This is a genomic window from Paenibacillus antibioticophila (assembly GCF_000455265.1).
Lineage (GTDB): Bacteria > Bacillota > Bacilli > Paenibacillales > Paenibacillaceae > Fontibacillus > Fontibacillus antibioticophila.
Genome location: NZ_HG005139.1, coordinates 2496000 through 2520168, shown reverse-complemented (window position 1 = coordinate 2520168; position 24169 = coordinate 2496000). Strand labels below are relative to the sequence as shown.

The 24169-nt window shown below is 49.8% G+C and carries 23 protein-coding genes and 2 tRNA genes; 20 read left to right on the top strand and 5 right to left on the bottom strand.

The features are described 5' to 3' along the window. Nucleotides 1–1777: 1777 nt before the first annotated feature. The 7 genes from pyrR to pyrE all read left to right on the top strand — a co-directional run bounded on the left by pyrR (nt 1778) and on the right by pyrE (nt 10432). Complete coding sequence (pyrR, locus tag TX85_RS11620; protein WP_044479257.1) at nt 1778–2323, top strand: bifunctional pyr operon transcriptional regulator/uracil phosphoribosyltransferase PyrR; 546 nt, start codon at nt 1778–1780, stop codon at nt 2321–2323. A 1-nt stretch (nt 2324) separates the two neighbouring features. After that, nucleotides 2325–3236, top strand: coding sequence for an aspartate carbamoyltransferase catalytic subunit (locus TX85_RS11615; protein WP_044479256.1), 912 nt, complete (start codon nt 2325–2327; stop codon nt 3234–3236). 27 nt (nt 3237–3263) lie between these two features. Then, nucleotides 3264–4556 carry a dihydroorotase gene (locus TX85_RS11610; protein ID WP_044479255.1) on the top strand — a complete coding sequence of 431 codons (1293 nt, stop codon included), beginning with the start codon at nt 3264–3266 and terminating at the stop codon, nt 4554–4556. Nucleotides 4557–4612: 56 nt separating this feature from the next. Beyond that, entirely contained in the window at nt 4613–5767 is a 1155-nt protein-coding gene (gene carA, locus TX85_RS11605) for a glutamine-hydrolyzing carbamoyl-phosphate synthase small subunit (protein WP_044479254.1), read from the top strand. After that, nucleotides 5754–8966 carry a carbamoyl-phosphate synthase large subunit gene (gene carB / locus TX85_RS11600; protein ID WP_044479253.1) on the top strand — a complete coding sequence of 1071 codons (3213 nt, stop codon included), beginning with the start codon at nt 5754–5756 and terminating at the stop codon, nt 8964–8966. The genes carA and carB overlap by 14 nt, the downstream gene beginning before the upstream one ends. 93 nt (nt 8967–9059) lie before the next feature. Then, nucleotides 9060–9794, top strand: a complete 735-nt coding sequence (gene pyrF / locus TX85_RS11595; RefSeq protein ID WP_044479252.1) for an orotidine-5'-phosphate decarboxylase — start codon at nt 9060–9062, stop codon at nt 9792–9794. Beyond that, nucleotides 9791–10432, top strand: a complete 642-nt coding sequence (pyrE, locus tag TX85_RS11590; protein ID WP_044479251.1) for an orotate phosphoribosyltransferase — start codon at nt 9791–9793, stop codon at nt 10430–10432. Before pyrF ends, pyrE begins: the two co-directional genes overlap by 4 nt. 168 nt (nt 10433–10600) lie before the next feature. Here the strand turns inward: pyrE and TX85_RS11585 are convergent, their stop codons facing one another. After that, nucleotides 10601–12205: an S-layer homology domain-containing protein gene (locus tag TX85_RS11585; RefSeq protein ID WP_049894910.1), complete on the bottom strand. Its 1605-nt coding sequence runs from the start codon at nt 12203–12205 to the stop codon at nt 10601–10603. Nucleotides 12206–12394: 189 nt separating this feature from the next. On the opposite strand from TX85_RS11585, the gene TX85_RS11580 reads away from it, so the two are divergent. The 9 genes from TX85_RS11580 to TX85_RS11545 all read left to right on the top strand — a co-directional run bounded on the left by TX85_RS11580 (nt 12395) and on the right by TX85_RS11545 (nt 20564). Then, on the top strand, nt 12395–13234 hold the full coding sequence (locus tag TX85_RS11580; protein ID WP_392391839.1) for an ABC transporter ATP-binding protein: 840 nt from the start codon (nt 12395–12397) through the stop codon (nt 13232–13234). Then, nucleotides 13194–14288, top strand: a complete 1095-nt coding sequence (locus TX85_RS11575; RefSeq protein ID WP_044479250.1) for an efflux RND transporter periplasmic adaptor subunit — start codon at nt 13194–13196, stop codon at nt 14286–14288. Before TX85_RS11580 ends, TX85_RS11575 begins: the two co-directional genes overlap by 41 nt. After that, entirely contained in the window at nt 14288–17200 is a 2913-nt protein-coding gene (locus TX85_RS11570; RefSeq protein ID WP_044479249.1) for an ABC transporter permease, read from the top strand. Before TX85_RS11575 ends, TX85_RS11570 begins: the two co-directional genes overlap by 1 nt. Nucleotides 17201–17203: 3 nt before the next feature. Then, nucleotides 17204–18100 (top strand): ABC transporter ATP-binding protein, encoded by an 897-nt coding sequence (locus TX85_RS11565; RefSeq protein WP_044479248.1) that lies wholly within the window; start codon nt 17204–17206, stop codon nt 18098–18100. After that, the gene (locus TX85_RS11560) at nt 18090–19592 is read left to right on the top strand and encodes an ABC transporter substrate-binding protein (protein ID WP_044479247.1); all 1503 of its coding nucleotides are present in this window, start codon (nt 18090–18092) and stop codon (nt 19590–19592) included. The genes TX85_RS11565 and TX85_RS11560 overlap by 11 nt, the downstream gene beginning before the upstream one ends. A 114-nt stretch (nt 19593–19706) precedes the next feature. Further along, nucleotides 19707–19871 (top strand): hypothetical protein, encoded by a 165-nt coding sequence (locus TX85_RS27035; RefSeq protein ID WP_187375141.1) that lies wholly within the window; start codon nt 19707–19709, stop codon nt 19869–19871. A gap of 56 nt (nt 19872–19927) precedes the next feature. Next, nucleotides 19928–20001 (top strand) — tRNA-Met (locus tag TX85_RS11555). An 18-nt stretch (nt 20002–20019) separates the two neighbouring features. After that, nucleotides 20020–20093, top strand: a tRNA-Ile gene (locus TX85_RS11550). 273 nt (nt 20094–20366) lie between these two features. Further along, the gene (locus TX85_RS11545) at nt 20367–20564 is read left to right on the top strand and encodes a hypothetical protein (RefSeq protein ID WP_044479246.1); all 198 of its coding nucleotides are present in this window, start codon (nt 20367–20369) and stop codon (nt 20562–20564) included. On the opposite strand, the gene TX85_RS27030 is transcribed toward TX85_RS11545, so the two are convergent. Next, nucleotides 20548–20787, bottom strand: coding sequence for a hypothetical protein (locus tag TX85_RS27030; protein WP_187375161.1), 240 nt, complete (start codon nt 20785–20787; stop codon nt 20548–20550). The two genes, TX85_RS11545 and TX85_RS27030, sit on opposite strands and share 17 nt — an antisense overlap. A gap of 1 nt (nt 20788) precedes the next feature. Here TX85_RS27030 and TX85_RS11540 point away from each other — a divergent pair, with 1 nt between their 5' ends. Further along, nucleotides 20789–21550 (top strand): DUF2935 domain-containing protein, encoded by a 762-nt coding sequence (locus tag TX85_RS11540; RefSeq protein ID WP_044480016.1) that lies wholly within the window; start codon nt 20789–20791, stop codon nt 21548–21550. A 20-nt stretch (nt 21551–21570) separates the two neighbouring features. After that, nucleotides 21571–21966, top strand: coding sequence for a YmaF family protein (locus TX85_RS11535; protein ID WP_044479245.1), 396 nt, complete (start codon nt 21571–21573; stop codon nt 21964–21966). Nucleotides 21967–22060: 94 nt separating this feature from the next. Here the strand turns inward: TX85_RS11535 and TX85_RS11530 are convergent, their stop codons facing one another. Continuing rightward, nucleotides 22061–22423 carry a type II toxin-antitoxin system HicB family antitoxin gene (locus TX85_RS11530; RefSeq protein ID WP_158297323.1) on the bottom strand — a complete coding sequence of 121 codons (363 nt, stop codon included), beginning with the start codon at nt 22421–22423 and terminating at the stop codon, nt 22061–22063. Nucleotides 22424–22525: 102 nt separating this feature from the next. Then, nucleotides 22526–22720, bottom strand: a complete 195-nt coding sequence (locus TX85_RS11525) for a type II toxin-antitoxin system HicA family toxin (RefSeq protein ID WP_044479243.1) — start codon at nt 22718–22720, stop codon at nt 22526–22528. A 185-nt stretch (nt 22721–22905) separates the two neighbouring features. Between TX85_RS11525 and TX85_RS26785 the strand changes: the two genes are divergently transcribed. Further along, nucleotides 22906–23091 carry a hypothetical protein gene (locus TX85_RS26785; RefSeq protein WP_148444359.1) on the top strand — a complete coding sequence of 62 codons (186 nt, stop codon included), beginning with the start codon at nt 22906–22908 and terminating at the stop codon, nt 23089–23091. A gap of 115 nt (nt 23092–23206) precedes the next feature. Here TX85_RS26785 and TX85_RS11520 read toward each other — a convergent pair whose 3' ends face one another. Further along, nucleotides 23207–23500 (bottom strand): hypothetical protein, encoded by a 294-nt coding sequence (locus tag TX85_RS11520; RefSeq protein WP_044479242.1) that lies wholly within the window; start codon nt 23498–23500, stop codon nt 23207–23209. 318 nt (nt 23501–23818) lie between these two features. On the opposite strand from TX85_RS11520, the gene TX85_RS11515 reads away from it, so the two are divergent. Further along, a complete protein-coding gene (locus tag TX85_RS11515; protein ID WP_044479241.1) occupies nt 23819–24019 on the top strand; it encodes a hypothetical protein in 201 nt (66 codons plus the stop codon). The last annotated feature ends 150 nt before the right edge of the window (nt 24020–24169 follow it).

Here is a 24169-nt window from a genome sequence, read left to right as displayed (position 1 = left end):
GATGGGCAACGTGTGAAGTGTACTTACGATCGCTGTTGTTCGCGGATTTCTATGATTGGACCAAGTTCTGACAAGGGAGAAATCCGCTCGCAAAGGCGAACGCTGACGCTCTATGCTTCCGAAGAAGCTTTCTTACAGAAAGCTTTTACCTTCACACTTATGCCCTGTTCACTTCGCCTTTTTAGTTCAACTGAAACACAGTTGCACATGGCTGCGCCCATGTTGCATTACAGTAAGCTTGCCGCCTATGGCATGCAACCAGGTTACTCCGCGCAAGCTTCCTCCCAATTCACCTTGCTGCCAGGCTCGCATAGGTTAGGCACACGCATGAAGGCCTAGCGCGATTCACTTTACGCACAGCCCAATGGAACACTAAGCGCCTGAGTGCGCCCAGTCGCACGTTGCTTCAGCCTTGTGCAGAACGCGGAACTTCGTTATCCGACTACGCATTCCAGTCTTGTTCCGAGCTTCACTCATCCCACTTATTCAGCCTCATTCCAACCATGCTCCAGTGAAATTACTTACCTTAAATTTACCATTCGACGCTCGAACCCACTTTTAGTGAGAAAACTTACCTTAGATCGCCAGTAACTTAGCAAAACCCACGTTTTAGTCAACTTTAAGCGAAAAAATTTCACTATATCCGCATTCCCACCATTTCACCTATATTTAGAGTAACTTTTTTCACTGCATGTGTGTGATCCGTATATGCATGGGGTCTGCCAATCGTCGTCATACTGTAAAGCACCGTACATTGGGAGCTTTGCGCAGTGTGAGATCTGCATGATGCGAGGTGTGCGCGTATACGTACTTTGTTGCCATTTTGCGGAATCTGCTGGGGATAGTCCTTGTGTGGGTAGTTGTCCATGCACCTATCCGCCGGAAGGTGCAATGATGCGCAGTTACTGTTGTAATGCATCAGGCATCAAGATGCTATGCTGAATGAACGAGCCTGTAGGCTAGGCACAAGTGATTCTGGTGCATTCTGCCATGCATCCGACGTGCGGAGGGGAGCTGCTATAGTGCATTCGGCACCTATAAAGCCGGACTAAAGAGACTGCGTTAAAAGGGTATAAGTGTGAATGTTGGTGCAGTAAAAACTATCTGAAAGAAAGCTACATCGGGAGCATACGCTCGGAGTGGTCGCCTTTGCGAGTGGATTGCTACAATTTCAGATTTTATTTAATCAAAGAAATCCACGAGCAACAGCGATCGAAAGCAACCTTCACACATTACCCCCGAAACGCAGAATCTTTTCCCTGCTTTATACTGCTGCGCACTTGCACGAAACTGTGACGATGGAGCGTTTTCTTCGTAGTTTTTTTAGCTGAGTAGAAGGAAATCCTAAGGATCAAAATCTTTAGGGTGTTTTTGTTTTGTGGAGAGAATTTGTACGGGATAGCAAAAATAAATAAGTGAATGGATTGAATAAATATTAATTGTAATGTATATTTATTAGTATCATTAATGAATTTTATAGCCTTCACAGGGAGTACGCGGCCATATTGCCAAAAAGGGTCTGCTTGACAGGCGCTCACGGGTCTGTCATAATTCATGTAAATCAATAAGAACCTTTAATTCAGTCCCGTGAGGCTGGCAAGGTAACGTGAATGAGGTTGGGGATAGATATGCCTGAAGCGGCGTGCTATGCCTTGGACCTACATGACTGTCATAGTGGGACACTATGACCAGCGACTCCTTGCCTGAATGCGGCAAGGAGTTTTTTTGTGGCCAATCACGGACCTGGATGAGGAATTCTCTGGGGAGGCTAATTCCAATGAGCAACGAGAGTCATATGATCATGGATGAAATGGCAATGAAACGGGCGTTGACCCGGATTGCCCATGAAATTCTTGAACGCAACAGCGGTGTTGAAGGATGCATTCTGGCCGGGATCAAGACAAGGGGAGTATATCTCGCACAGCGTCTGGCTGAACGCTTGGAGGCGATTGAGGGAACAGCGATCCCATGGATGGAGCTTGACGTAACCTCCTATCGTGATGATCGGGCAGAACAAGGCAAGAATAGCGCATCAGCTCAATTATCCGTATCCGTGCAAGGTAAGAAGGTCATTCTGCTGGACGATGTCCTGTATACAGGCAGAACGATCCGGGCTGCGATGGATGCGATTATGGACGCAGGGCGTCCGGATTCGATCCAGCTCGCCGTGCTTGTTGACCGAGGTCACCGGGAACTGCCGATCCGACCGGATTACATCGGCAAGAATGTGCCAACCTCCAAATCGGAGGAAATTGAGGTTCTGCTGCAGGAGACGGACGGAACCGATCTTGTCAGAATCTTGCAGGCGCGGGGGGATGAGTAGCATGACGATCACATCCTCTAGCTTGAAGGAACACAGCCTCCTTGGTCTGAAAGACTTGAGCGCTGCGGAGATCAGTTCCATCTTGGATCGCGCAGCTTATTGGGAGAGCCGGACCGAGAAGAAGACACCGATTTTAAAGGATTGTTTTGTAGCCAATATGTTCTTTGAAAACAGCACCCGTACCCGCTTCTCCTTCGAAATGGCCGAGAAAAGACTCGGCGCCGAAGTGCTGAACTTTGCGGCGGCCGCATCCAGTGTGGAAAAAGGAGAGTCCATTTATGACACTGTCCGCACTCTGGAATCGATGGGCATAGACGCCGGAGTCATCCGCTTGAAGCCGAACGGCCTGCTGGCAGATTTGGCCCAGCGTGTATCCGTACCGCTGATCAACGCCGGGGATGGAAATAACGAGCATCCGACACAAGCGTTGCTCGACTTATACACCATGCGCAAGCATTTTGGCGAGCTAAAGGGACTCAAGGTCTCGATCATCGGTGACATCAAGCATAGTCGGGTCGCCCGCTCGAATCTGTGGGCTTTGCAAAAATTCGGCGCCGAGGTGAAGTTCTGTGCCCCGCCTAGTATGCAAGCACCGGAGCTAGCGGTACACGCTCCATATGTGCCCATGGAGGAAGCGCTGTGCGCCGATGCGGTCATGATGCTGCGGGTCCAGCTTGAGCGCCATGCCGAGGGATTGTTGAAGTCCGCGGATCAATACCGGCAGGAGTATGGCCTCACGGAAGAGCGCGCCGCCTTGCTGCCGCCGCACGTGATTATCATGCATCCTGCGCCGGTGAACAGAAATGTCGAGATTGACGATCTGGTTGTAGAGCACGCACAGTCGAGGATCTTCCAGCAAATGTCGAACGGGGTTCCAATCCGGATGGCTGTAATGGAGAGAGCGTTAAAATAGACATTTCGAAAGCGAGGGTGATATAAGATGCTGTTTATCATAAATAATGCCCGACTTCTGAATGAAGCAGGCGAATTGGTTACAGGACATATTGTAGTGAAAGATGGAATCATTCAAGAGGTCAAGTTCGGAGAGAGTGTCTCGGAACTAACGGAGAATACCGGAGCTGAGGTTATCGATGCTGCTGGCAAGCTGGTTACACCAGGTTTCATTGATATGCATGTCCATCTTCGGGAACCGGGCTTCGAGCATAAAGAAACGATTGAGACGGGAGCGCGTTCTGCGGCTAAGGGAGGATTCACAACCATCGCTTGCATGCCAAACACGAAGCCTGTTACCGACAATGCAGAGGTTGTAAGCTTCGTTTGCGAGAAGGCCCGGCAAGCCGGGTTAGTGAAGGTGCTGCCTTATGCAGCCATCACGAAAGGGGAGCAAGGACAGGAACTGACGGACTTTGCCGCCCTGAAAGAAGCTGGTGCAATCGGCTATACCGATGATGGTGTAGGCGTGCAAAGCGCTCAAATGATGAAGGATGCCATGGCACTGGCGGCTTCACTGGATATGCCGGTGATCGCACACTGCGAGGATAACTCGCTGGTGGTCGGGGCACCGGTCGCTGAAGGCTCCTTCGCCGAGCGCCATGGGCTGAAGGGGATTCCGAATGAATCGGAGGCTATCCACGTCGGAAGAGACATTCTGCTGGCTGAAGCGACGGGCGTGCACTATCATGTGTGCCACGTCAGTACGGAGCAGTCGATCAGGTTGATCCGGCAAGCCAAGGAAATTGGAATTCGGGTAACCGCAGAGGTGTGTCCTCATCATCTGATCCTGTCAGAAGAGGATATTCCAGGGCTGGATACCAATTGGAAGATGAATCCGCCGCTAAGATCACGGCGTGATGTGGAGGCCTGCATCCAGGCGCTGGAGGACGGAACCATTGATATGATCGTTACAGATCACGCGCCTCACAGTGCAGAAGAAAAGGCGAAAGGGATGCTTCAAGCGCCGTTCGGAATTGTTGGCTTCGAGACAGCCTTCCCGCTCCTGTATACAAAATTCGTCAAGACCGGCCGCTGGAGCCTGGATTTTCTGGTCAACAGAATGACGGAAACTCCGGCCGATATATTCCGGCTAAACGCTGGCCGTCTGCAAGCCGGCGCACCTGCAGACTTGACGGTTGTTGATCTGGAGAAGGAACAGGAAGTCAATCCGGCGCAATTTGCATCCAAGTCGAACAATACGCCGTTTAGCGGCTGGAAGCTCTCGGGCTGGCCTGTTATGACTGTCGTTCAAGGCCGCATTATTTTCAGAGAAAATTAAGTTAATTAAGAAAGCATGGGCTTATTTAGAACATACACGTAAAGGAGTGCTGCAAGATGCAGGCAAGATTGTTGTTGGAAGACGGCACGCTGTTCACCGGACTCTCGTTCGGCGCAGAAGCGGAAATGACCGGCGAAGTCGTATTTAATACCGGAATTACAGGATACCAGGAGGTTCTGTCCGATCCGTCCTATTGCGGGCAAATCGTGACAATGACCTATCCCTTGATCGGCAACTACGGTATTTCCCGCGACGATTTCGAGTCGATTGCCCCGTCGATCCACGGGTTTGTCGTCCGCCGCTACGAGCCTTCGCCAAGTAATTGGCGGGCGCAGTACTGCCTTGGAGACTTACTTAAGGAATACGGGATTCCAGGTATCAGCGATATTGATACCCGCATGCTGACCCGGATTATCCGCCAGCACGGCACGATGAAGGGGATTATCACAACCTCGGCGAAGTCGGTGGCGGAATTACAGGAGCAAATGAAGTTAACCAGTATAGATGAGCTTCGTAATCAGGTGGCTCGCACCTCGACCACGCATGTCTATAGCAGCCCGGGCTCGAAGGAGCGGATCGTTCTGGTGGATTTTGGGGCCAAGAGCGGCATCCTGAGAGAACTCAACAAGCGTGACTGCGATGTGGTCATTGTCCCGCATAATACGACAGCCGAGGAGATTCGCCGGCTTGATCCGGATGGCATTCAGTTATCCAACGGCCCTGGCGATCCTAAAGACGTTCCTTATGCTGTGGAAATGATCTCCGAGCTGCTTGGTGAATATCCGATCTTCGGCATCTGCCTGGGCCACCAGCTGCTGTCGCTGGCCTGCGGAGCAGATACAGAAAAGCTGAAATTCGGACATCGCGGCGGAAATCACCCGGTTAAAGAGCTGGAAAGCGGACGCTGCTATATTACATCGCAAAATCACGGCTACACCGTCAACGAGGCTTCACTGCAAGGGACGGATCTGGTCGTTACCCATATTAATAACAATGACAAGACTGTAGAGGGCGTCAAGCATACGAAGCATCCGGCATTCTCGGTACAGTACCACCCCGAAGCCGCGCCTGGACCACATGATAACGGATATCTGTTCGACCGCTTCATCGAGATGATTCGCGAACATAAGCGTCAGCATCCACAGAAGCCGCGTCAAACGAAATGGATCTCCATCGCGAAAGGAGAGCAACAAGTACATGCCTATAAATAAAGATCTCAAGAAAATTCTCGTCATCGGCTCCGGTCCGATCGTGATCGGTCAGGCCGCTGAATTTGACTATGCCGGTACGCAAGCGTGCCAAGCGCTGAAAGAAGAGGGCGTAGAGGTTGTCTTGATCAATAGCAACCCTGCAACGATCATGACGGATACAAATATGGCGGATAAGGTGTACATCGAACCGATCACGCTTGATTTCGTCACCCAGATCATCCGCCAGGAGCGTCCGGATGGGCTTCTGCCGACGCTCGGCGGTCAGACGGGTCTGAATATGGCTGTTGAGCTTGCCCGTGCAGGCGTACTGGAGAGCGAAAATGTCCGGTTGCTCGGAACCCAGTTGAATTCCATTGAAAAGGCGGAAGACCGGGACCTGTTCCGCGAGCTGATGCGCGAGCTGGAGCAGCCGGTTCCGGAAAGCACAATTATTACCACGGTGGAGGAGGCTCTGGCGTTTGCGGAAGAGATCGGCTACCCGGTTATCGTTCGCCCGGCCTACACGCTGGGAGGAACAGGCGGGGGAATCTGCGCAAATGTCAGTGAGCTTAAAGAGACCGTTGCCTCAGGTATCCGTTACAGCCCGATCGGGCAGTGCCTGATCGAGAAATCGATCGCAGGCTTGAAGGAAGTCGAGTATGAGGTGATGCGGGATGCAAATGACAACTGCATTGTCGTCTGCAACATGGAGAACTTTGATCCGGTCGGCGTACATACCGGGGACAGTATTGTTGTAGCTCCAAGCCAGACGCTGTCTGACCGGGAGTACCAAATGCTTCGCTCGGCCTCGCTTAAGATCATCCGCGCTCTGAACATTGAAGGCGGCTGCAACGTACAGTTTGCTCTGGATCCTCAGAGCTTCCAATACTATGTGATTGAAGTGAATCCGCGGGTAAGCCGCTCCTCGGCGCTCGCATCCAAGGCAACAGGCTATCCGATCGCGAAGATGGCGGCTAAGATTGCACTGGGATATACCCTGGATGAAATCGTGAACCCGGTAACCGGACAGACCTATGCCTGCTTCGAGCCGACCCTTGATTATATCGTCAGCAAAATTCCACGCTGGCCGTTCGACAAGTTCGTCCATGCCAACCGCAAGCTCGGCACGCAAATGAAGGCGACTGGGGAAGTGATGGCGATTGGACGCACCTTTGAAGAGTCGATTCAAAAAGCGGTTCGTTCGCTGGAGATTGGCACCCATCGTTTGTATCTTAAGGGGGCCGACCAGCTTGAAGAAGAGGTGCTGAATCAACGCCTCATTAAAGCGGATGATGAGCGGCTGTTCCTGATCGCCGAAGCGTTCCGCAGAGGCTATACGCTCCAGCAAATTCAGGATCTGACGCAAGTGGATTGGTGGTTCCTGGACAAAATCGAGCGGCTCGTACAGTTCGAGCGCAACATTGCTGCTGAGCGCGAACTGGACTACGAGACACTGTTTGAAGCGAAGCGACTTGGATTCACCGACCGTGCCATTGCAGAGCTGCGGGCGGCGGGACAACCGCAGGGGACCCATCTGACCGAGCAAAGCGTTACCCAATTCCGCAAGGAGCGGGGGTTGAAGCCGGTCTATAAAATGGTGGACACCTGTGCGGCCGAGTTCGAGGCGTCTACGCCTTACTACTACTCGACTTACGAGACAGAAAATGAAGTCATTCATACGAATAAAGAAAAGATTGTGGTCCTCGGCTCCGGTCCGATCCGAATCGGGCAAGGCATTGAGTTTGACTACTCGACGGTTCATGCCGTATGGGCCATTCAAAAGGCCGGGTACGAGGCAGTAATTATAAACAACAATCCGGAGACGGTGTCCACTGACTTTAATACATCGGATCGCTTGTACTTCGAGCCGCTCTTCTTCGAGGATGTCATGAATGTCATTGAGCAGGAGCAGCCGGTCGGCGTGATCGTACAGTTCGGAGGACAGACCGCAATTAATCTGGCGGCTCCGCTGCAAGCGGCAGGTGTGCGGATTCTCGGAACGAGTCTGGACAGCATCGATGAAGCGGAGGATCGCAAGAAGTTCGAGGCGCTTCTCTCCAAGCTGGGCATCGCTCAGCCGAAGGGCAGTACGGTTACCTCGGTAGAGGAAGCGGCCGCAACCGCCCAATCGCTCGGATATCCGGTGCTGGTTCGTCCGTCGTATGTACTTGGCGGCCGGGCGATGGAAATCGTCTACTCCGATGAAGAATTGCTGAAATACATGAAAGAAGCGGTGAACATCAACCCGCAGCATCCGGTACTGATTGACCGGTACATGCTCGGTAAAGAAGTAGAGGTTGACGCGATCTGCGACGGAGAGACCGTATTGATCCCGGGTATCATGGAGCATGTAGAACGCGCAGGCGTCCATTCGGGCGACTCCATTGCGGTCTATCCGCCTCAGCATCTGTCAGAGGAACTGAAAAGCAAAGTCACCGAAATAACAATGAAGATTGCCAAGGAACTGAAAACCGTGGGTCTGGTTAACATTCAGTTCGTCATCTACAAAGATGAAGTATACGTTATCGAAGTGAATCCGCGCTCCTCTCGGACGGTACCGTTCCTGAGCAAAGTCACCAATATTCCGATGGCGAATGTAGCTACGAAATGTATCCTCGGAACGAAGCTGAAGGATTTGGGCTATCAGGATGGACTCTGGCCGGAGAGCAAGCAGGTGGCGGTCAAGGTACCGGTATTCTCCTTCGCCAAGCTGCGCAGAGTGGAGCCGACACTCGGGCCGGAGATGAAATCAACGGGCGAGGTTATGGGCCGTGATCCTCAGTATGCAAAGGCATTGTATAAGGGCTTGATCGGCGCGGGGATGAAGATTCCGGCCACCGGGGCTGTCATTGCCACGGTTGCGGATAAAGATAAGGAAGAAGCGGTAGAGCTGTTGAAGGGCTTCTACAAGCTGGGCTATAAAATCATCGCGACAGAAGGCACGGCTGCAACTCTCACAGAAGCAGGCATACGGGTGACTACGGTTCACAAGCTGACCGAAGGTGTGCCGAATATTCTTGACCTGATCCGCAGCGGCGAGGCTCACTTTGTCATCAATACCTTGACCAAGGGCAAGGAACCGGAGCGCGACGGCTTCCGGATTCGCCGGGAAGCGGTTGAGAACGGCATCGTATGTATGACTTCGCTCGATACGGTGCGGGCACTGCTGAACATGCTGGAGACGATCAACTTCTCGTCCCAGGCGATGCCGAGCCTGTAATCTATCGGATAGTGAAGTAAAACCAAATATAGATCCTGCGGCTCCGAAGCTATAAGAAGCAACGGAGCCGCAGGTGTGACGGGAGGAGAAAGAATGTCGTTATCGTACAGCGAGGCCGCGGGCAAGCTGATGGTGGCACTGGATTATTCTTCGGCTGAGCAAGCAAAGACCTTGATCCGTGAATTAGAGGGGATCCCTTGCTATATGAAGGTGGGAATGCAGCTCTTCTATGCGGCCGGAGCGGATTTTGTCAAGGAGCTGAAAGCAAGCGGCTACAAGGTATTTCTGGATCTAAAGCTCCATGATATCCCGAACACGGTGAAAGGAGGCGCAAACAGCATCACCCGACTTGGGGTAGATATGTTCAATGTTCATGCCGCCGGAGGGAAGAGCATGATGGCTTTCGCGATGGAAGGCGTGCTTGAAGCGCTTGATAATCACTCAGCAGCAAGACCTTTACTGATTGGTGTTACCCAGCTTACAAGTACAGATCAAGAGACGATGAACCGGGAGATCGGTATTCCGGGAAGCGTGGAGTCAGCCGTATTGTCTTATGCCTCATTGACAAAGGAGGCCGGGCTTGATGGCGTGGTGGCATCGCCGCTTGAAGTGCCTGCGATTAAGGCTCATTGCGGCAAAGACTTTATTACGGTGACGCCGGGTATCCGTCCTGCGGGCAGCAGCCGGGGAGATCAATCCCGCACCCTGACGCCGGCGGAAGCCGTACGCTCAGGCACAGATTATATGGTAATCGGGCGTCCGATTACCGGAGCAGCCGTACCGCGCGAAGCGGCGGAACAGATTATCGGGGAGATGATGGAAGCATGATGAACACGGAAAATATTGCAAGGCAAATCGCAGAAGGGCTGCTCTCAATTGGTGCTGTAGCCCTGCGCCCGCACCAGCCCTTTACCTGGACATCAGGCATTAAATCGCCGATCTATTGCGATAACCGACTAACGATGTCCTATCCTGAGATTCGGGATCTGATCGCAGCATCTTTTGCAGCGGTGATCTCGGAGAGATATCCGGAAGCGGAGGTTGTAGCCGGAACAGCAACGGCAGGGATTCCGCATGCCGCCTTCACCGCCCAGAAGCTGGGCCTGCCTATGGCTTATGTCCGGGACAAGGCCAAGGGCCATGGCAAGGAGAATCAAATCGAAGGGTTGATTAAGCCGGGGCAGAAAGTGATCGTCATCGAAGATCTGATCTCCACTGGAGGCAGTTCTATTAAAGCAGCGCAGGCAATCCGCGAGGCAGGAGCCGAGCCGTTGGCAGTTTTGGCCATTTTCAGCTATCAGTTGGATAAGGCTGCGCAAGCCTTTGAAGAGTCAGGGATTGTGCTGCAGACGCTGTCCAACTATTCAGCACTGATCGAGGTAGCGGTGGAGCAAGGGTTGATCAAGCCGGAGGATTTGACATTGCTGAAGTCCTGGCGGGAGGAGCCAAGCTCGTTCGGACAGTAAATCATGCATTTTATAGGCCGAGTCAATGTTTTCGATTTATCATGTCAGTCCGACTATCGATCCCAACCCGGAGAATTGGGTGACAGAGATCTGTTATCCAGTTATTCCGAAATAGCAGGTATACAAGAACAAGCCCGCATCAGTCACGCGCGGGCTTGTTCTTATTAATCAGGGCTGCTTTAATGCGTGGTACTTGGCCGCATTCCGCAGAGCAGGCCAGATGTCGGACGTCTCTCCCCCAATGTGCCAGTAGGCAAATCCGGCGACGTTTCGCTCCAGGGCCATGCTGTATTTTGAAGATAAGGAGCGGCTGTCCTCCAGCCAAATTCGATGGGTCTTCCCGCCAGAGACATAGCTTGCTACATATTGGCCCAGTTTGCTGTTCCAGCTAGGACGTAGGCCAAACGTAGAAACTCGCTGCGTTTGCTCCCCGAGCCTCAGATCCTCGGAGCTCTGCGCAGCTCCCGAGGGGTTAACTGTCCAATCTCTTGTGTAAAGCGGCATGCCGAGGATCACCTTGGAAGCCTCAACCTCCTCAAGCAGTGTATCCAAGCCGCTTCGCACCCAAGGCAGCGAAGCGACCGGGCCTGCTTCCCCTCCGCTCCAGTGCTCGTCATACCCCATTAGAACGACATAATCGGCTTGCTTGCCAATTGCTGCATAATCGAACGCTTCGGTCCAATCCGTACCCAGATCTGGTGAGACATCGACGGATAATGTAATGTCCTTATCGTGAAGCTGCTTGGCAAGCTCGGTCACGAAGGAAGTGAAGGCCTTGCGATTTGCTGGGGCTACATTTTCAAAGTCGAGGTTAATTCCATCCAGGCCGTATTTCTGGGCAAGTTGAACCACTTTTGTGATTGCAGCTGATGTTTTGGCGGAGGAGGCTAGTAAAGCTTTGGTATTTTCCTGATTCAGCCGGTTGCCGAACATGGCCCATACCTTCTTTCCATGCTGATGCGCCCAACTGACAAGCTCGCTGCTCCCGCTATCCGAGATTCCGCCGTCCGCATCGAGAAAGAACCATCTCGGCGACAGTACATTCACATTGGATGCCAGCACGGATTGCTTGAATTCGGCATTGCTCTGCTGGTATTGCCAGCCAAGCTGGACCCTATCGGGCACCTTGGCGGCAAGCTTGCTTGACCAGATCGTGTTCTGAAGCAATCGGTCCAAAATGACAGCGGTCTCCTGCCGGGACAACGCCCGCTGCGGCTCGAATTTTCCTTCGTTTCCTTGCATGAGCTGAAGCTGGGCCATCGCATATACAGCCCCGCTGGCCCAGGAAGAGATTGCCGTATGATCCCGGAATTCCAGACGTTGGATATCCGCCGATGAGGCGGAAGAAGAGCCGGTGATCTTCTGCAGCCAAATGGCCGCCTCCTGTCTTGTCAACGCATTCTTGGGCGCAAACCTTCCATCCCCCAGGCCTTCAGTGAGCCCGGCCCCGGTTGCGGCTTGAATGGCTGAGTAGTACCAGTCGCTTGGTTTTACATCCTTGTACGCTGCAACGGCCGATGAGACCGATTCAAGTCCCAGCAGGCGGTTGAGGGTAACTAGAAATTCCGCACGAGTAATAGATTGAGCAGGGGAAAAGGTAGATGCCGTGGTTCCTTTCATAATGTTCTTTTCAGTTAATGAAATAATAGCTTCTTTGGCATAGCTGCCATCCAGATCCCGAAAAGAGAGGCCGCTGCCAAGCACCGGGGCTTGTGCTGGAAGGAATGCTATGCCGAGCAGTACAGTCAGCAGTACAACGCGAAGAAATTTCATGAATAAAGTCCGCCTCACATTTAGGAAATAAATAACTTCCATAATTCTACCAAAAATGCTAGACTCTATCAGTGATAAAAATATGGAAATTAAATCTCAATATCGTAAAATACATTGTAACTTTTTGGCATGTTTTTTCGTTTATAATGCATGACATGAGTGATACATAAAGGAGAACGATAAAAGATGATAGGGTGGCTTCGCAAAAGTACAAGGCGTGGAGATGAAGCTTCACTGTCCGAGCATTCGGAGGGAGACGTGACGGAAGCGGAAGTTTTGCTCGAGGAGGAGCATTCCGATGAACCCGTCGATCATGAACCAGGTGACAAGGCAGTACCGGTTCCTCTTGAGACGGGGCCGATTCTGTCTGTTCGGGAGGTTCATCGATCCTTTCCGGTTGGCGGTGGAGAAATCCATGTCCTGAAAGGCATTAACATGGAGGTATTACCTGGCCAGCTCGTCATGCTAAAGGGACGGTCCGGCTCCGGCAAGACGACGCTATTGAATATGCTCGGCGGCCTTGATCAGCCTTCCTCGGGGGAGATTCTGTTCCGGGGACAGCCGATGCATGAGCTGAATGATGACAGGCGCACGCTCATGCGCAGACATGATATCGGGTTTATTTTTCAAGCGTATGCCTTGCTTCCTTTACTTTCGGCTTGGGAGAATGTCGAACTCTCGCTGCGGATGGCCGGCGTTCCTTCGAGTGAATGGAAGCAAAGGGTAGCCCACTGTCTGGAACTGGTGGGTCTGGGCAAGCGGATGTTCCATCGGCCGTTCGAGCTGTCAGGCGGGGAGCAGCAGCGGGTTGCGATTGCCAAGGCGATCGCCCATAAGCCGAAGCTGCTGCTGGCGGACGAACCGACGGCGAATCTGGATTCCCAGATGGGCGCTCAGGTCATGGCTGTGTTTAGAAATATCATTCATACCGAGCATATGACAATTTGCATGACAACTCATGATCCTACAATTTTGGAGGTTGCAGACCATGTTTACGAAATGGTGGATGGAAAATTTATCGGGAAGTAGGAAAGGCGCCCGCAGAATGCTGGGAGTGATGTCAATCTGTCTGGCCGTTGCAACGGCAGCTACAGGCTGTTCACTGCTCCCGAACGAGGATGAGGAGGAGGTCCTTCCGGTCATTACGCCTCCTACTATCTCTAAGAAGCCGGAGTACGAGGTGCGATCCGAGACGATCGAACTGAAGGTTAGTGCTGTCGGTAAAATTATGAGCCAGCGCGAAGAGCCGCTGTATTTTACTGAGGACGGGCTTCATATCCAGGAAGTAAAGGTGAAGGCCGGCGATAAAGTCAGCGAGGGCGATGTTCTGATCGTGCTGGATGTGAAGGAGCTGGAGAAGGATCTTCGCAAGAAACGCCTTGATTTCCGTCAGCAGGAGCTATCCATGAAGGAAACGCTTCGGACGAAGGATGAGATGGATGAAATTGAGTTCGAGAAAGCATCCATCGTCTTTGAAGAGCAGCGCCAGGCGCTGGTCGATCTGGAGCAGAAAATTGCCGACGGTACACTGCGTGCGCCATTTTCAGGCACGATTGTCTCCATGACCGCTCAGAAGGGCGGAACGATAAAGGCATATGAATCGCTGGGCATTATCTCCGATACGTCTTCACTGGTTGTAGCGGCTTCTTTTGCCAAGGAGGATTTGACCAAGCTGGCAGTCGGGATGAATGCGCAGGTGGACATTAATGCTGCCGGGGTGTTCCAGGGTAAGGTCAAGGCAATGCCTGTCACGACCAGCGACTCGAACAATAATGGAAACCAGGGGGGAATGGGGCCCGAGAAGGATACGGCAGATAAGTATCTGATTGTGGAGCTGGATAAGTGGCCTGCTGATGTGGAGCGCGGGCGGCAGCTCAGCGTATCCATTGTGACCGAACGGAAGGAGAATGCAACGCTGATTCCGATCTCTGCGCTTCGCTCCATCGGATCAAGAACCTACGTCCAGGTGGCAGAGGCTGACGGCTCGAAACGGGAGGCGGATGTGGAGGTTGGCATGCAGACCTCGACGGATGTCGAAATCATTAAAGGGCTTGAGCCGGGACAGAAAGTTGTGGGTCGATAATGGGAGTTCCTTTGCTTCGGCTATTATTTCGAAAAATGTGGAATACGAAATGGCTGACGCTCAGTACGCTATTGGGATTGATCGTAGCTGTTTCGTTCACGGTGAGTATACCGATGTATTCGGACGGGTCGCTGAAAAGAGTGGTCTCCAGCACGCTTCAGGCAGAGAGCGAAGGGCTTCCTGCCGGATCGCTTATTATGAGCTATCAAGCTCCTGGCGGAACCAAGACGGACCTGTCCGGACTGGAAGCCGTCAGTCAATACATAGCTTCGGAGGTGCCTGAGCAGGTTGGGTTCCCGTATGAAGCATATGTTAACTCCCGGTCAATCCGTGGTACTGAGGTATATCCGGAGGATCCGACCAAGGTGGATGCCAGCCGTACTCGTACGATGGGCATCGTCTCGATGAGCGGCTTGGGTGACCGGATCTCGATAACGGGAGGACAGTTGTTCTCAGAAGCAGCAGGCGGAGACGTGCTTGAGGCGTTGATGCTTGAAGAGGCGATGTACCGTCAGGATCTTCACGTCGGTGATGTGATGGAATACCCGGTATACAGCGGTGTCGATGTTACTTTGAAAGTAAAAATCGTAGGCACCTTCGTTCCGGAAAATGAGAGCGATCCTTATTGGTACCAGGGCTACGAAGGCATGATGAATACATTCTATGTCAGCGAGCAGGCCTTTAACGGGAAGCTGCTCAATGAGCTTGGCATTCCGCTTCATAATTCAAGCTGGTATTACGCCTTTGATCTTCGCGAGATCAAGACGGGGCAGCTCTCTCCGCTGTCCAGCACATTGGAGAGACTGAATGTCGAGCTATACCAGAAGCTGAAGGACACCAAGGTCGATCTTTCCTTCGGCAGCTTGTTGGATGATTTCCGCAGGCAAAGCCTGCAAATGCAAACTATGCTGTTCACACTGGCGGCGCCGATGATTGCCATGGTCTTCTATTTTATCGTGATGAACGCCCGCCAGTCCCTGGATAAACAGCAAAGCGATATTGCCGTTTTGCGCAGCCGGGGCGCTTCCACAAAGCAGATTATATTCATATATTTGCTGGAGGGGCTGCTTCTCGGAGCCGTTGCCTTAATTGCCGGACCGCTTCTCGGATGGTTTATGTCCAAAAGCATCGGCTCGGCGGACGGGTTTCTGGCCTTTGTCAACCGCAAGTCGATTCCGGTCGGGTTTAATGCCGACGCACTCTTGCTAGGGGCTGCCGCAGTTATTATTGCGATTCTGGCGACGGTGCTTCCGGCGGTATCCTATGCAAGAGCTTCGATCGTGAATGCCAAGCAGAAGCAGGCGAGATCTGATCGCAGACCGGGATGGCAGCGCTGGTTCATCGATATTGTGCTGATGGGCCTGGCGGGTTACGGTTATTATTTGTTCTATGAACGGCAAATGCTGACCTTCCAGACGGGTATGACGACAGATCAACTGCAGGTACAGCCATTTCTATTCTTCGTACCCGCGTTGGCAATTTTCTCTATCGGACTCTTCTTCCTGCGGGTGTTCCCGTGGATTTTGAAGCTGATCGGCTGGATCGGCAAGAAGTGGCTTCCGGTCCCTTACTATTTAAGCTTGACGCAATTATCACGTTCTTCATCTTCATACTATCCGCTCATGATTTTGCTCGTTCTGACGCTAGGGCTAGGTGTTTATAACGCCTCGGCTGCAAGAACGATCGACTTGAACTCCACCGAGCGGACACTGTACAAGTACGGTGCCGACGTTGTGATGCAGACGGTATGGGAGGCTACTCCCGAGCTGTCGAAGAACCCTCCGAAGGGTGGAAATAACGGCGGAGGTAATGGAGGCGGTAACGGTGGTAATGGAGGCGGAAGCGGCGGCGGTGGCGGTGGCGGCCAAGGTGGTGGAGGTCAAGGCGGCGGACAGGGACAGCAGCCGGCGAAGCTGATCTACTCGGAGCCTCCGTTTGAAGTGTTCCGCAAGCTTGAAGGAGTGGAGCATGCTGCAAGAGTATTGCAGACAAAGGCCAACATCATTATATCCGGGAAATCTGCCGGGCAAGGGAATTTGATGGGGATCGATAACGTTGATTTTGCCAAGGTAGGGTGGTTCCGCAATGATTTGTTCCCGGCTCATCCTTATCAATATCTAAACTTGCTAGGGATGAATGAGAGCGCAGCGCTGGTGCCTTCCAGATTGGCTGAGAAATATCAGCTCAAGCCAGGCGATGTGTTTACAGTATCGCTGGGAGAGGCTACGCTCGAATTCGCAGTTTACGGCATTCTGCCTTATTGGCCAAGTCAATATCCGGATGAACAGCCGTTTGTTATTGCCAATCTTGACTATATTTACGATCAGTCCCCGCTCACCCCTTATGAGGTATGGCTGAAGATGGAGCCCGATGCCAAGGTGGGTCCGCTGGTTACGAAGCTGGCCGAGGAGGGCGTAGACCTCTATTCTGTGAAGGATGTTCGCAGTGAGCTCGCGACCCAGAGCAAGCACCCGACCAGGGGCGGAGTATTCGGGATTCTAAGTTTGGGCTTCATGGTATCCGTTATCGTATCACTGATCGGATACGTATTATATTGGTTCTTCAATCTGTCTGGCCGGGTCGTACAATTCGGTATTTTGCGGGCGATGGGCTTATCCCGCAGACAGTTGACGTTCATGCTGCTTACAGAGCAACTGCTCACAGCAGGACTATCGATTATACTAGGGATTGTCATCGGCAAGGTTGCCGGCAAGCTATACTTGCCGTTCCTGCAGACAGCGGACAATGTAACTACACAGGTGCCGCCGTTCCGAATTATCTTCAACTCTTCCGATACGTTGAAATTATATGTCGTCGTGTTCGTGATGCTGCTGATGGGAGCGGGGCTCCTGTTCTGGCAAATCCGCAGACTGCGCGTGCATCAGGCCGTGAAGATGGGAGAGGAGCGGTAAGGTATGATCCATTGTGAAGGACTAGTTAAAATTTTTAAAACAGAAGATCTTGAGGTAGTGGCCTTGCAGGGGTTGAACCTGAATGTCCAGCAGGGTGAGATGATGGCGATTATCGGCAACAGCGGCAGTGGCAAGTCAACTCTGCTCAACATTCTGGGCGGACTTGACCGCCCGTCTGCCGGCCAGGTTAATGTCGGAGGCTGGGATCTGCTCAAGATCCGCGATGATCAGTTGGTGGAATATAAACGCAATACGGTCGGATTTGTCTGGCAGAATAATGCCCGCAACCTGCTTCCTTATCTGTCAGCCCTGGAGAATGTGGAAATGCCGATGCTGCTGACAGGGAAGCTGGACCGTGCCTATGCCAAGCAACTGCTAGAATGGGTCGGACTGAAGGACAGAATGCACAATAAGCTGCATCAGCTGTCCGGGGGGGAGCAGCAGCGGGTAGCTATTGCGATCTCGCTCTCCAATCGTCCGAAAATGCTGCTTGCGGATGAACCGACAGGCTCGGTCGATACAGCGACCTCTGACCAGATTATGAATATTTTCCGGCAGGTTAACCGCGAGATTGGTATTACTATCGTCATTGTTACCCATGATCTGGCTCTGGCCGGCAAAGTGGACCGTGTGGTAGCCATCCGTGACGGACTTACAAGCACCGAGTTCGTCAAGCGGAATCCGAATCTGGATCTGGCCTCCATCGATTCGGGAGCAGGTGCGCTGCAAGAGGTGCACGAGGCTTTTGTCGTGGTCGATCGCGTCGGCCGTCTGCAGGTTCCGAAGGAATATCTTGAAGCCGTTGGGATTGACGGACGCGCAAGCATGGAATTTGAAGGGGATAAGATCATTATTACAGCACCAAAAACTTTAGAGGGGGAGAATACGAATGAGTCATAAGGGATTCGGCAAGCTGAAAAAAATCGGTTCTGTATTGCTTAGCTCTATGGTAGTGATGGGTTTGCTAGCTGGATGTACGGGCGGCAAATCCGCACAACAACAAGAAGAGAAGGTGCTGAGAATCGGGGTCCTCTACGGCAGTACGGATGACTCCTATTTCCGCCAGCAGTACACGGATATTTTTGAATATGCTAACTCCAATATTACGATTGAAATTGTTCCTGCGATTGATCAGAACCAATACCGATACAATGACGGGTCAGAGCCATATGTGCAGCCTGATTACCTGGAGAGCATGAAGAAAATTATGACAGGCAGCAATCCGGTTGATGTGGTCGTTGCCGATACATCTACGTTGAAGCAGTTGATTGCCGAGAATCTTTTGAAGCAGTTGGATCCGCTTATACAGGAAGATAAATTTGATACAACGGATTATGTTCCGTCGGTAATCGAAGGGATCAAGGATTTAGGAGACGGGAATTTATATGCCCTCACTCCTTCCTTCTCTTCTTCAGCGCTCTTCTATAATAAGAAGCTGTTCACGGATGCAGGAGTCACACCTCCTACAGATAAAATGACCTGGGACGAAATTTTTGATAAAGCGCGATTAGTAGCAAAAGGCGAAGGGAATGACCGTGTATACGGATTTGCATTTAACCGTTACAAAGGAAATGACCCTTACTGGGATATGCAAAATAACTATTTAAATACGCTGCAGTTAAAAACATTCGATGATAAAGCTGAGACTATGACCGTGGATACACCGCAATGGACAAAGGTCTGGGAGACGGTCAGCAAGCTGGCGAAGGATGAAGTTATCCCTAACAACAACAATATCGACTACTCCGAGCCATGGACAGCGATCAGCAGTGATTTGTTCCTGTCCGGTAAGGTAGCTATGACGGTGGCAGAGAGCTACTACATCAATGAAGTTGCAGATGCTAATAACAATGCCTCGAAGATTAAAAACTTCACGGCGGTCGATTGGGATGTAGTTACCGTGCCTGTGCATCCGGAGAAGCCGGATATGGGCGGGAATATTTGGCTGAATAACACCTTTTCCATCAACAGCAGCGCACCAAATGCTGATTCCGCATGGGAATTCATCAAGTTCATTAATGGCGAAGAATTCGCCAAGCTGAAATCCCGCAGCAACACCTATGAGATGGTATCTCGCAAATCCTATATCCAGCCGAAACAAGGTCTCGATTACAATGTTCAGGCGTTCTACCTGTTGAAGCCGGTACCGCCGACCGACTCGAAGCTGGAAAGTCTGATGATGGAGAAGCAAGGTTTGTATAGTATAACCAGTATGGGCCGTAATTACTTCCAGGAAGTGCTTGAGAACAAGAAGACGCCGGCTGAAGCTCTGAAGGCCTGGTCCGAGAAAGGCAATTCCATGCTTCAGGAGATCAAGCTTAATCCAAAAACATTGTTCCAGGAAGATGGAACGCCGTTTATTCCGGAGGATACCGGGAATACGGGAATTTAACTAATATGAACGAAGTCGCCGAATGAAATTCGGCGGCTTTTTTTTGTTTATTTGGGTAATCTATAGGTAAGTTCCAAAGCCTATTCTGATTCTTGCACGGGAGGTGACTCAAACTTGCGGTGGGTATATTTCAATAAGTTATACAGAACGAAGTTTCAGGCTGGCTGTCTTGCCAAGCGGCTTGAGCATGACGGCTGGACTTACGGCTTTGACGAAATGCGGGTCATTGAAATTTTTCGTTCCAGAAGAGGAAAGTACGGAGTCAGATTTATTCCTTAAGGGCCTTGACGCCGAGCGTCAAGGTCGTGTATATTAATAAATGTCGCTATTTACGACGCGGGGTGGAGCAGCTCGGTAGCTCGTCGGGCTCATAACCCGAAGGCCGCAGGTTCAAATCCTGCCCCCGCAATTCTTTACCCGGAATCGGGGGCCCTTAGCTCAGTTGGTTAGAGCACTCGGCTCATAACCGATCGGTCACAGGTTCGAGTCCTGTAGGGCCCATAAGTGCAAAAACCCCTTGCCATGCAAGGGGTTTTTGCTTTGTGCCGGATGAACGAACTCAGGAGGGCCATTTCCGGCGCTCTTGCCAAACGTATGGTCTTATTTTTAGGTGAAAAGCTTGATGATGAGTCTTGGAAGATAAAATAAAGCTTCAGACAACCAAGTGATAGCGTCAGCGAATCTTTCCGATTTAATTCTTCCAAATTTCATAAAGCCACCTCACATATGGAAGTATTTTACTATATCATATCAGATTTAAGAAGGTTAAACCACATGACTGAGCAAGAACGCCTGCGGGCGTTTCAAAAAGTAGAATCTATGTCAAATGAAAAGTTTTGGGACTGGATGAATTTCATACACTCCCGAACCTACGCCAAGGCAGCGCAGCACTACGAGGAAGCTATGGCCATCGTTCTGCAATTTGAATCGGCGGGTCTGGACAGGGAACGTATAATTATAGGACAACAATGATTACGCCTGATAATTCTCCTGCCACAGATTGCAAAAGAGCAGGAGAGGCTTTTTTTAACCCTAATTGATTTTCCAATAGCATATTTAAACATGTCATGCCCATATACTCTGCTATCAAGTAAATATAATGGTTGTCTTTAAGTTTACCGAAAGGAGTGGGATATGGTTTGTCGGATCCTTTTGTAGTCAGATCATTAGACGAAATACGTTTTTGGTCACGCATTATGAAAGAACATTCCTTATTTCTTCGACTTGGATTTAGATGTGAAGACACGCAGTTAATTAATGAGGCTAATCAATTTTATGCAATCTTTGAGGATATTGAAAGAAGATCACATTCTTATCAAGCAGATACTGATCCCCAAACAATTAGACAGTTTAATTCAGAAGTTCACAGTGCTGCTTCACACATTTGGGCATTTAAGAGAAAGGTACTTGGGCTTATACTAAGGTGCCAACTTCCTGGGGGAACAAATTTTCCTTTACTTGTAGATCATGTTAGCCGAGAAGCAAATTACTTTAGAAATCGGTTAGAGGAACTCAATAGCGGGAGACTTGAACCATTACCTGATGCGATTATCGATGAAAATGTCTTTTTCCTAAAAATCATGGCTGACCATGCAAAATTTATAGGTCATCTGCTTGATCCATCCGAGCGAAAATTAGTGGAGCAAGCAAGGGAGTTTAGCCAAGATTTTGATACGTTGATGTTTCAAGCCATTGACTTAAGTTCCATGCGTCCACAATCGCAAACCCATCCATTACTAAGTCAATTTGTTGATGAAAACCGCATTTCAGTCAAATCATTGCGAGATTTTAAGAAGACTGCGCGCGACTTAATTGAGGAGTGTCGAGTCAAAAGTATCATTCACCCTTTATTAGCAGATCATGTTTTTCGTGAAGCCGAACGATTCTTGTTTATTCTTGACATGTTCGATCGGTCATTGTGTGGCATGAAGGTAAACAAGAAAGAAATCTTGTTTTAATGTAGGGGAGGTATTATGTGATGGAAATAAAAGTAACGGGATTTGTTGTTCATTCCAATGACTCCGATTCGAGACATTCACATCAACTTTTTCTTACATCTTGGGATGGAAGGCCCGTTAACGTTCATGTTCATCCCTTTGAAGGAGATACATCCTTTGATGTTGGACATTTCCATCATTACGTGGGTGTAACTGAACCGGCTCCAAGTGGTGTTCCACACGTCCATAATTATCATGCCCAAACATCATTTAATGACCAACACAAACACATGATTAGAGGAACAACTGGCCCTGCCATACCCTTGGCAGGTGGTGGGCACTATCATTATTTTGAGGGGTATACCACAATAGATGGCAGGATCCCACATAATCACCGTTATGGTGGAAACACAGGTAATGAAAGAGCTAAACAGTAACATCTCACACAGAATTGCCCACACCATTATCCCAGGTTTTAATCCAATCTAAAAAGCGCTTCCCTGACCGATTGTCGATCAGGGAAGTGCTTTTTTATCTTTCAGCTAATTCCTCACGCAAAGCTTTTTGCAAGACTTGTGAGAAATTTAGTCCAGCTGCTTCGGCAGCAAGATTAAGGTCATGCGGTAAGGTTAATGTTTTCTTGTCGTATTTGATTTTTTCTTTTATTACACACTTTGCAACAATCGTGCGCTGACCATCATGTAAGGCAATTTTGTCTAACGGAGTCGGCTCAGGAATTTCTTCCTCATCCTCAATGCGACTCTCGATTGTCAGCTTCAGCACTTCATCTGCTCTTCGTATGGCTGTCTCGATATCGTTTGCTTGTGATAATGCTTCGTCGAGATCAGGGAAAGTAATGGCAATATGCTTTCCTGTAAAATCCAGCACAGCCACATATTGAAACTCATTCTTCAAGGAACTCATTCCTTTCATCGAAAATTAATATACCAACTTGCATTTTTGCATTTTTTATTCTTATGTTTAAGAGAAGAGGGGCTAGAATTTGAGCCCCGATTTCTTCTCGATATCCTTTAGGATATGTATAGCTACGTCCTTTTCTGGATGAACTATGGTGACTTTAGCTCTTATAGTTGGATGTTTGAACTGCCAATGGTCCCCAACTGTCTTCACCCAAAACCATTCGTTATTCTTAAGAATTTTTATAATTTCTCTTGAAGAATAACTTCGCATCCTTTTCACCTTCACATTCATTATAACACGTGTTGATACGTGCTTCAATATTGTTATTGGATGGAGTGGAATAGAGGAATTGTTTTGTATATAATTCTTGATAGTTCTGACCAAACGTAATTCAAGAAGTATAAATGAGAAGTCGAGAAGTTGATGAAAGGTAACGGAGTAGCGTTTATAACCGGATGAACGAACTCGGGAGGGCCATTTCCGGCCCATTTGCCAAACGTATGGTCTTATTTTTAGGTGAAAAGCTTGATGATGAGTCTTGGAAGATAAAACAAAGCTTCAGACAACCAAGTAATAGCGTCAGCGAATCTTTCCGATTTAATGCTTCCGAGCAAGAACGCCGGCGGGCGTTTCAAAAGTAAAATCTATGTCAAATGAAAAGTTTTGGTACTTTAGAAATTAATAAAATAGGCGGACTATCCCACCTAAAAGGATGAACAAACGCTTTTGAGTGGGGATAGTCCATCATACATTTTTTTAAATGAAAAACGGAAGCAAAAATAACCCGGTAACTGCACCAAATGGTATGCGTCTCGGAAAGAAGCGGCGGCGTGGAAAAAAGCCTGGAAAGAATCCAAATTGTCTATACGTAGCTTCTCTTGCGGGCATTCCGTTCATCTGCCCATACATCTCGTTTGTGGGAATAGCAAGCGTAATATAGTCTTGATCAACATGTGCTATAAACCCGTCATGAGACTGTCCGTCAGAAGTAGTAATACCAACATATTTATTCATACAGTGCCATGCGACTTGTTGATAATTGGTATCCATGGATAACCTCCTCAAAATTATAACTCGAGTACAGTCTATGGACTTCAACCCATTCCGCTCACGGCAAATGCCCATAGATCAAAAAAATGAAATCGAATTTTAATGCAAACAAATAAAGCGAAGGAGGAAGTTGGATGACGACAAGCATCTTGTGTAAAGCTTACGGACATAGCGATAAAGCGCCTGCGCCTACTGGTCAAAGAAGGAAGTGAAGGGCGCCATTAAGCAGAAGCACATTAACACAACCAAAACCTTGACCAAGATCATTTATTGTCTGATACTGGAAGAGGAAAAGAGATTGTTAAGGGAGGTGACGAGGTGAAAGTAAAATCATTCAGCTATACGTCTCTTGAAAAGATGGATGCTGAAATCAACCAATTTCTCAGTGATAACTGCGACAAAATTAAATATAAGGATCTTAAGTACACGGCAGTCTATGAAGAAGCTTATGCTCGTATAGTACATACTGCGATCTTAATCTTTGAGGTTGATGGCAGCAAATCAGCATATTTTGAGTAGAAGCACCTTTGGGTGCTTTTTTATTTTGCCTGGAAAGGGGATCATTGATTTTGCTGAAATGGAATTTTGGACAAGAAAGAGTATACAGGAAGAGACAATATCTGGTACAATCCCCTTAAGCATTTTACAATATTAAACACTAATAGCATA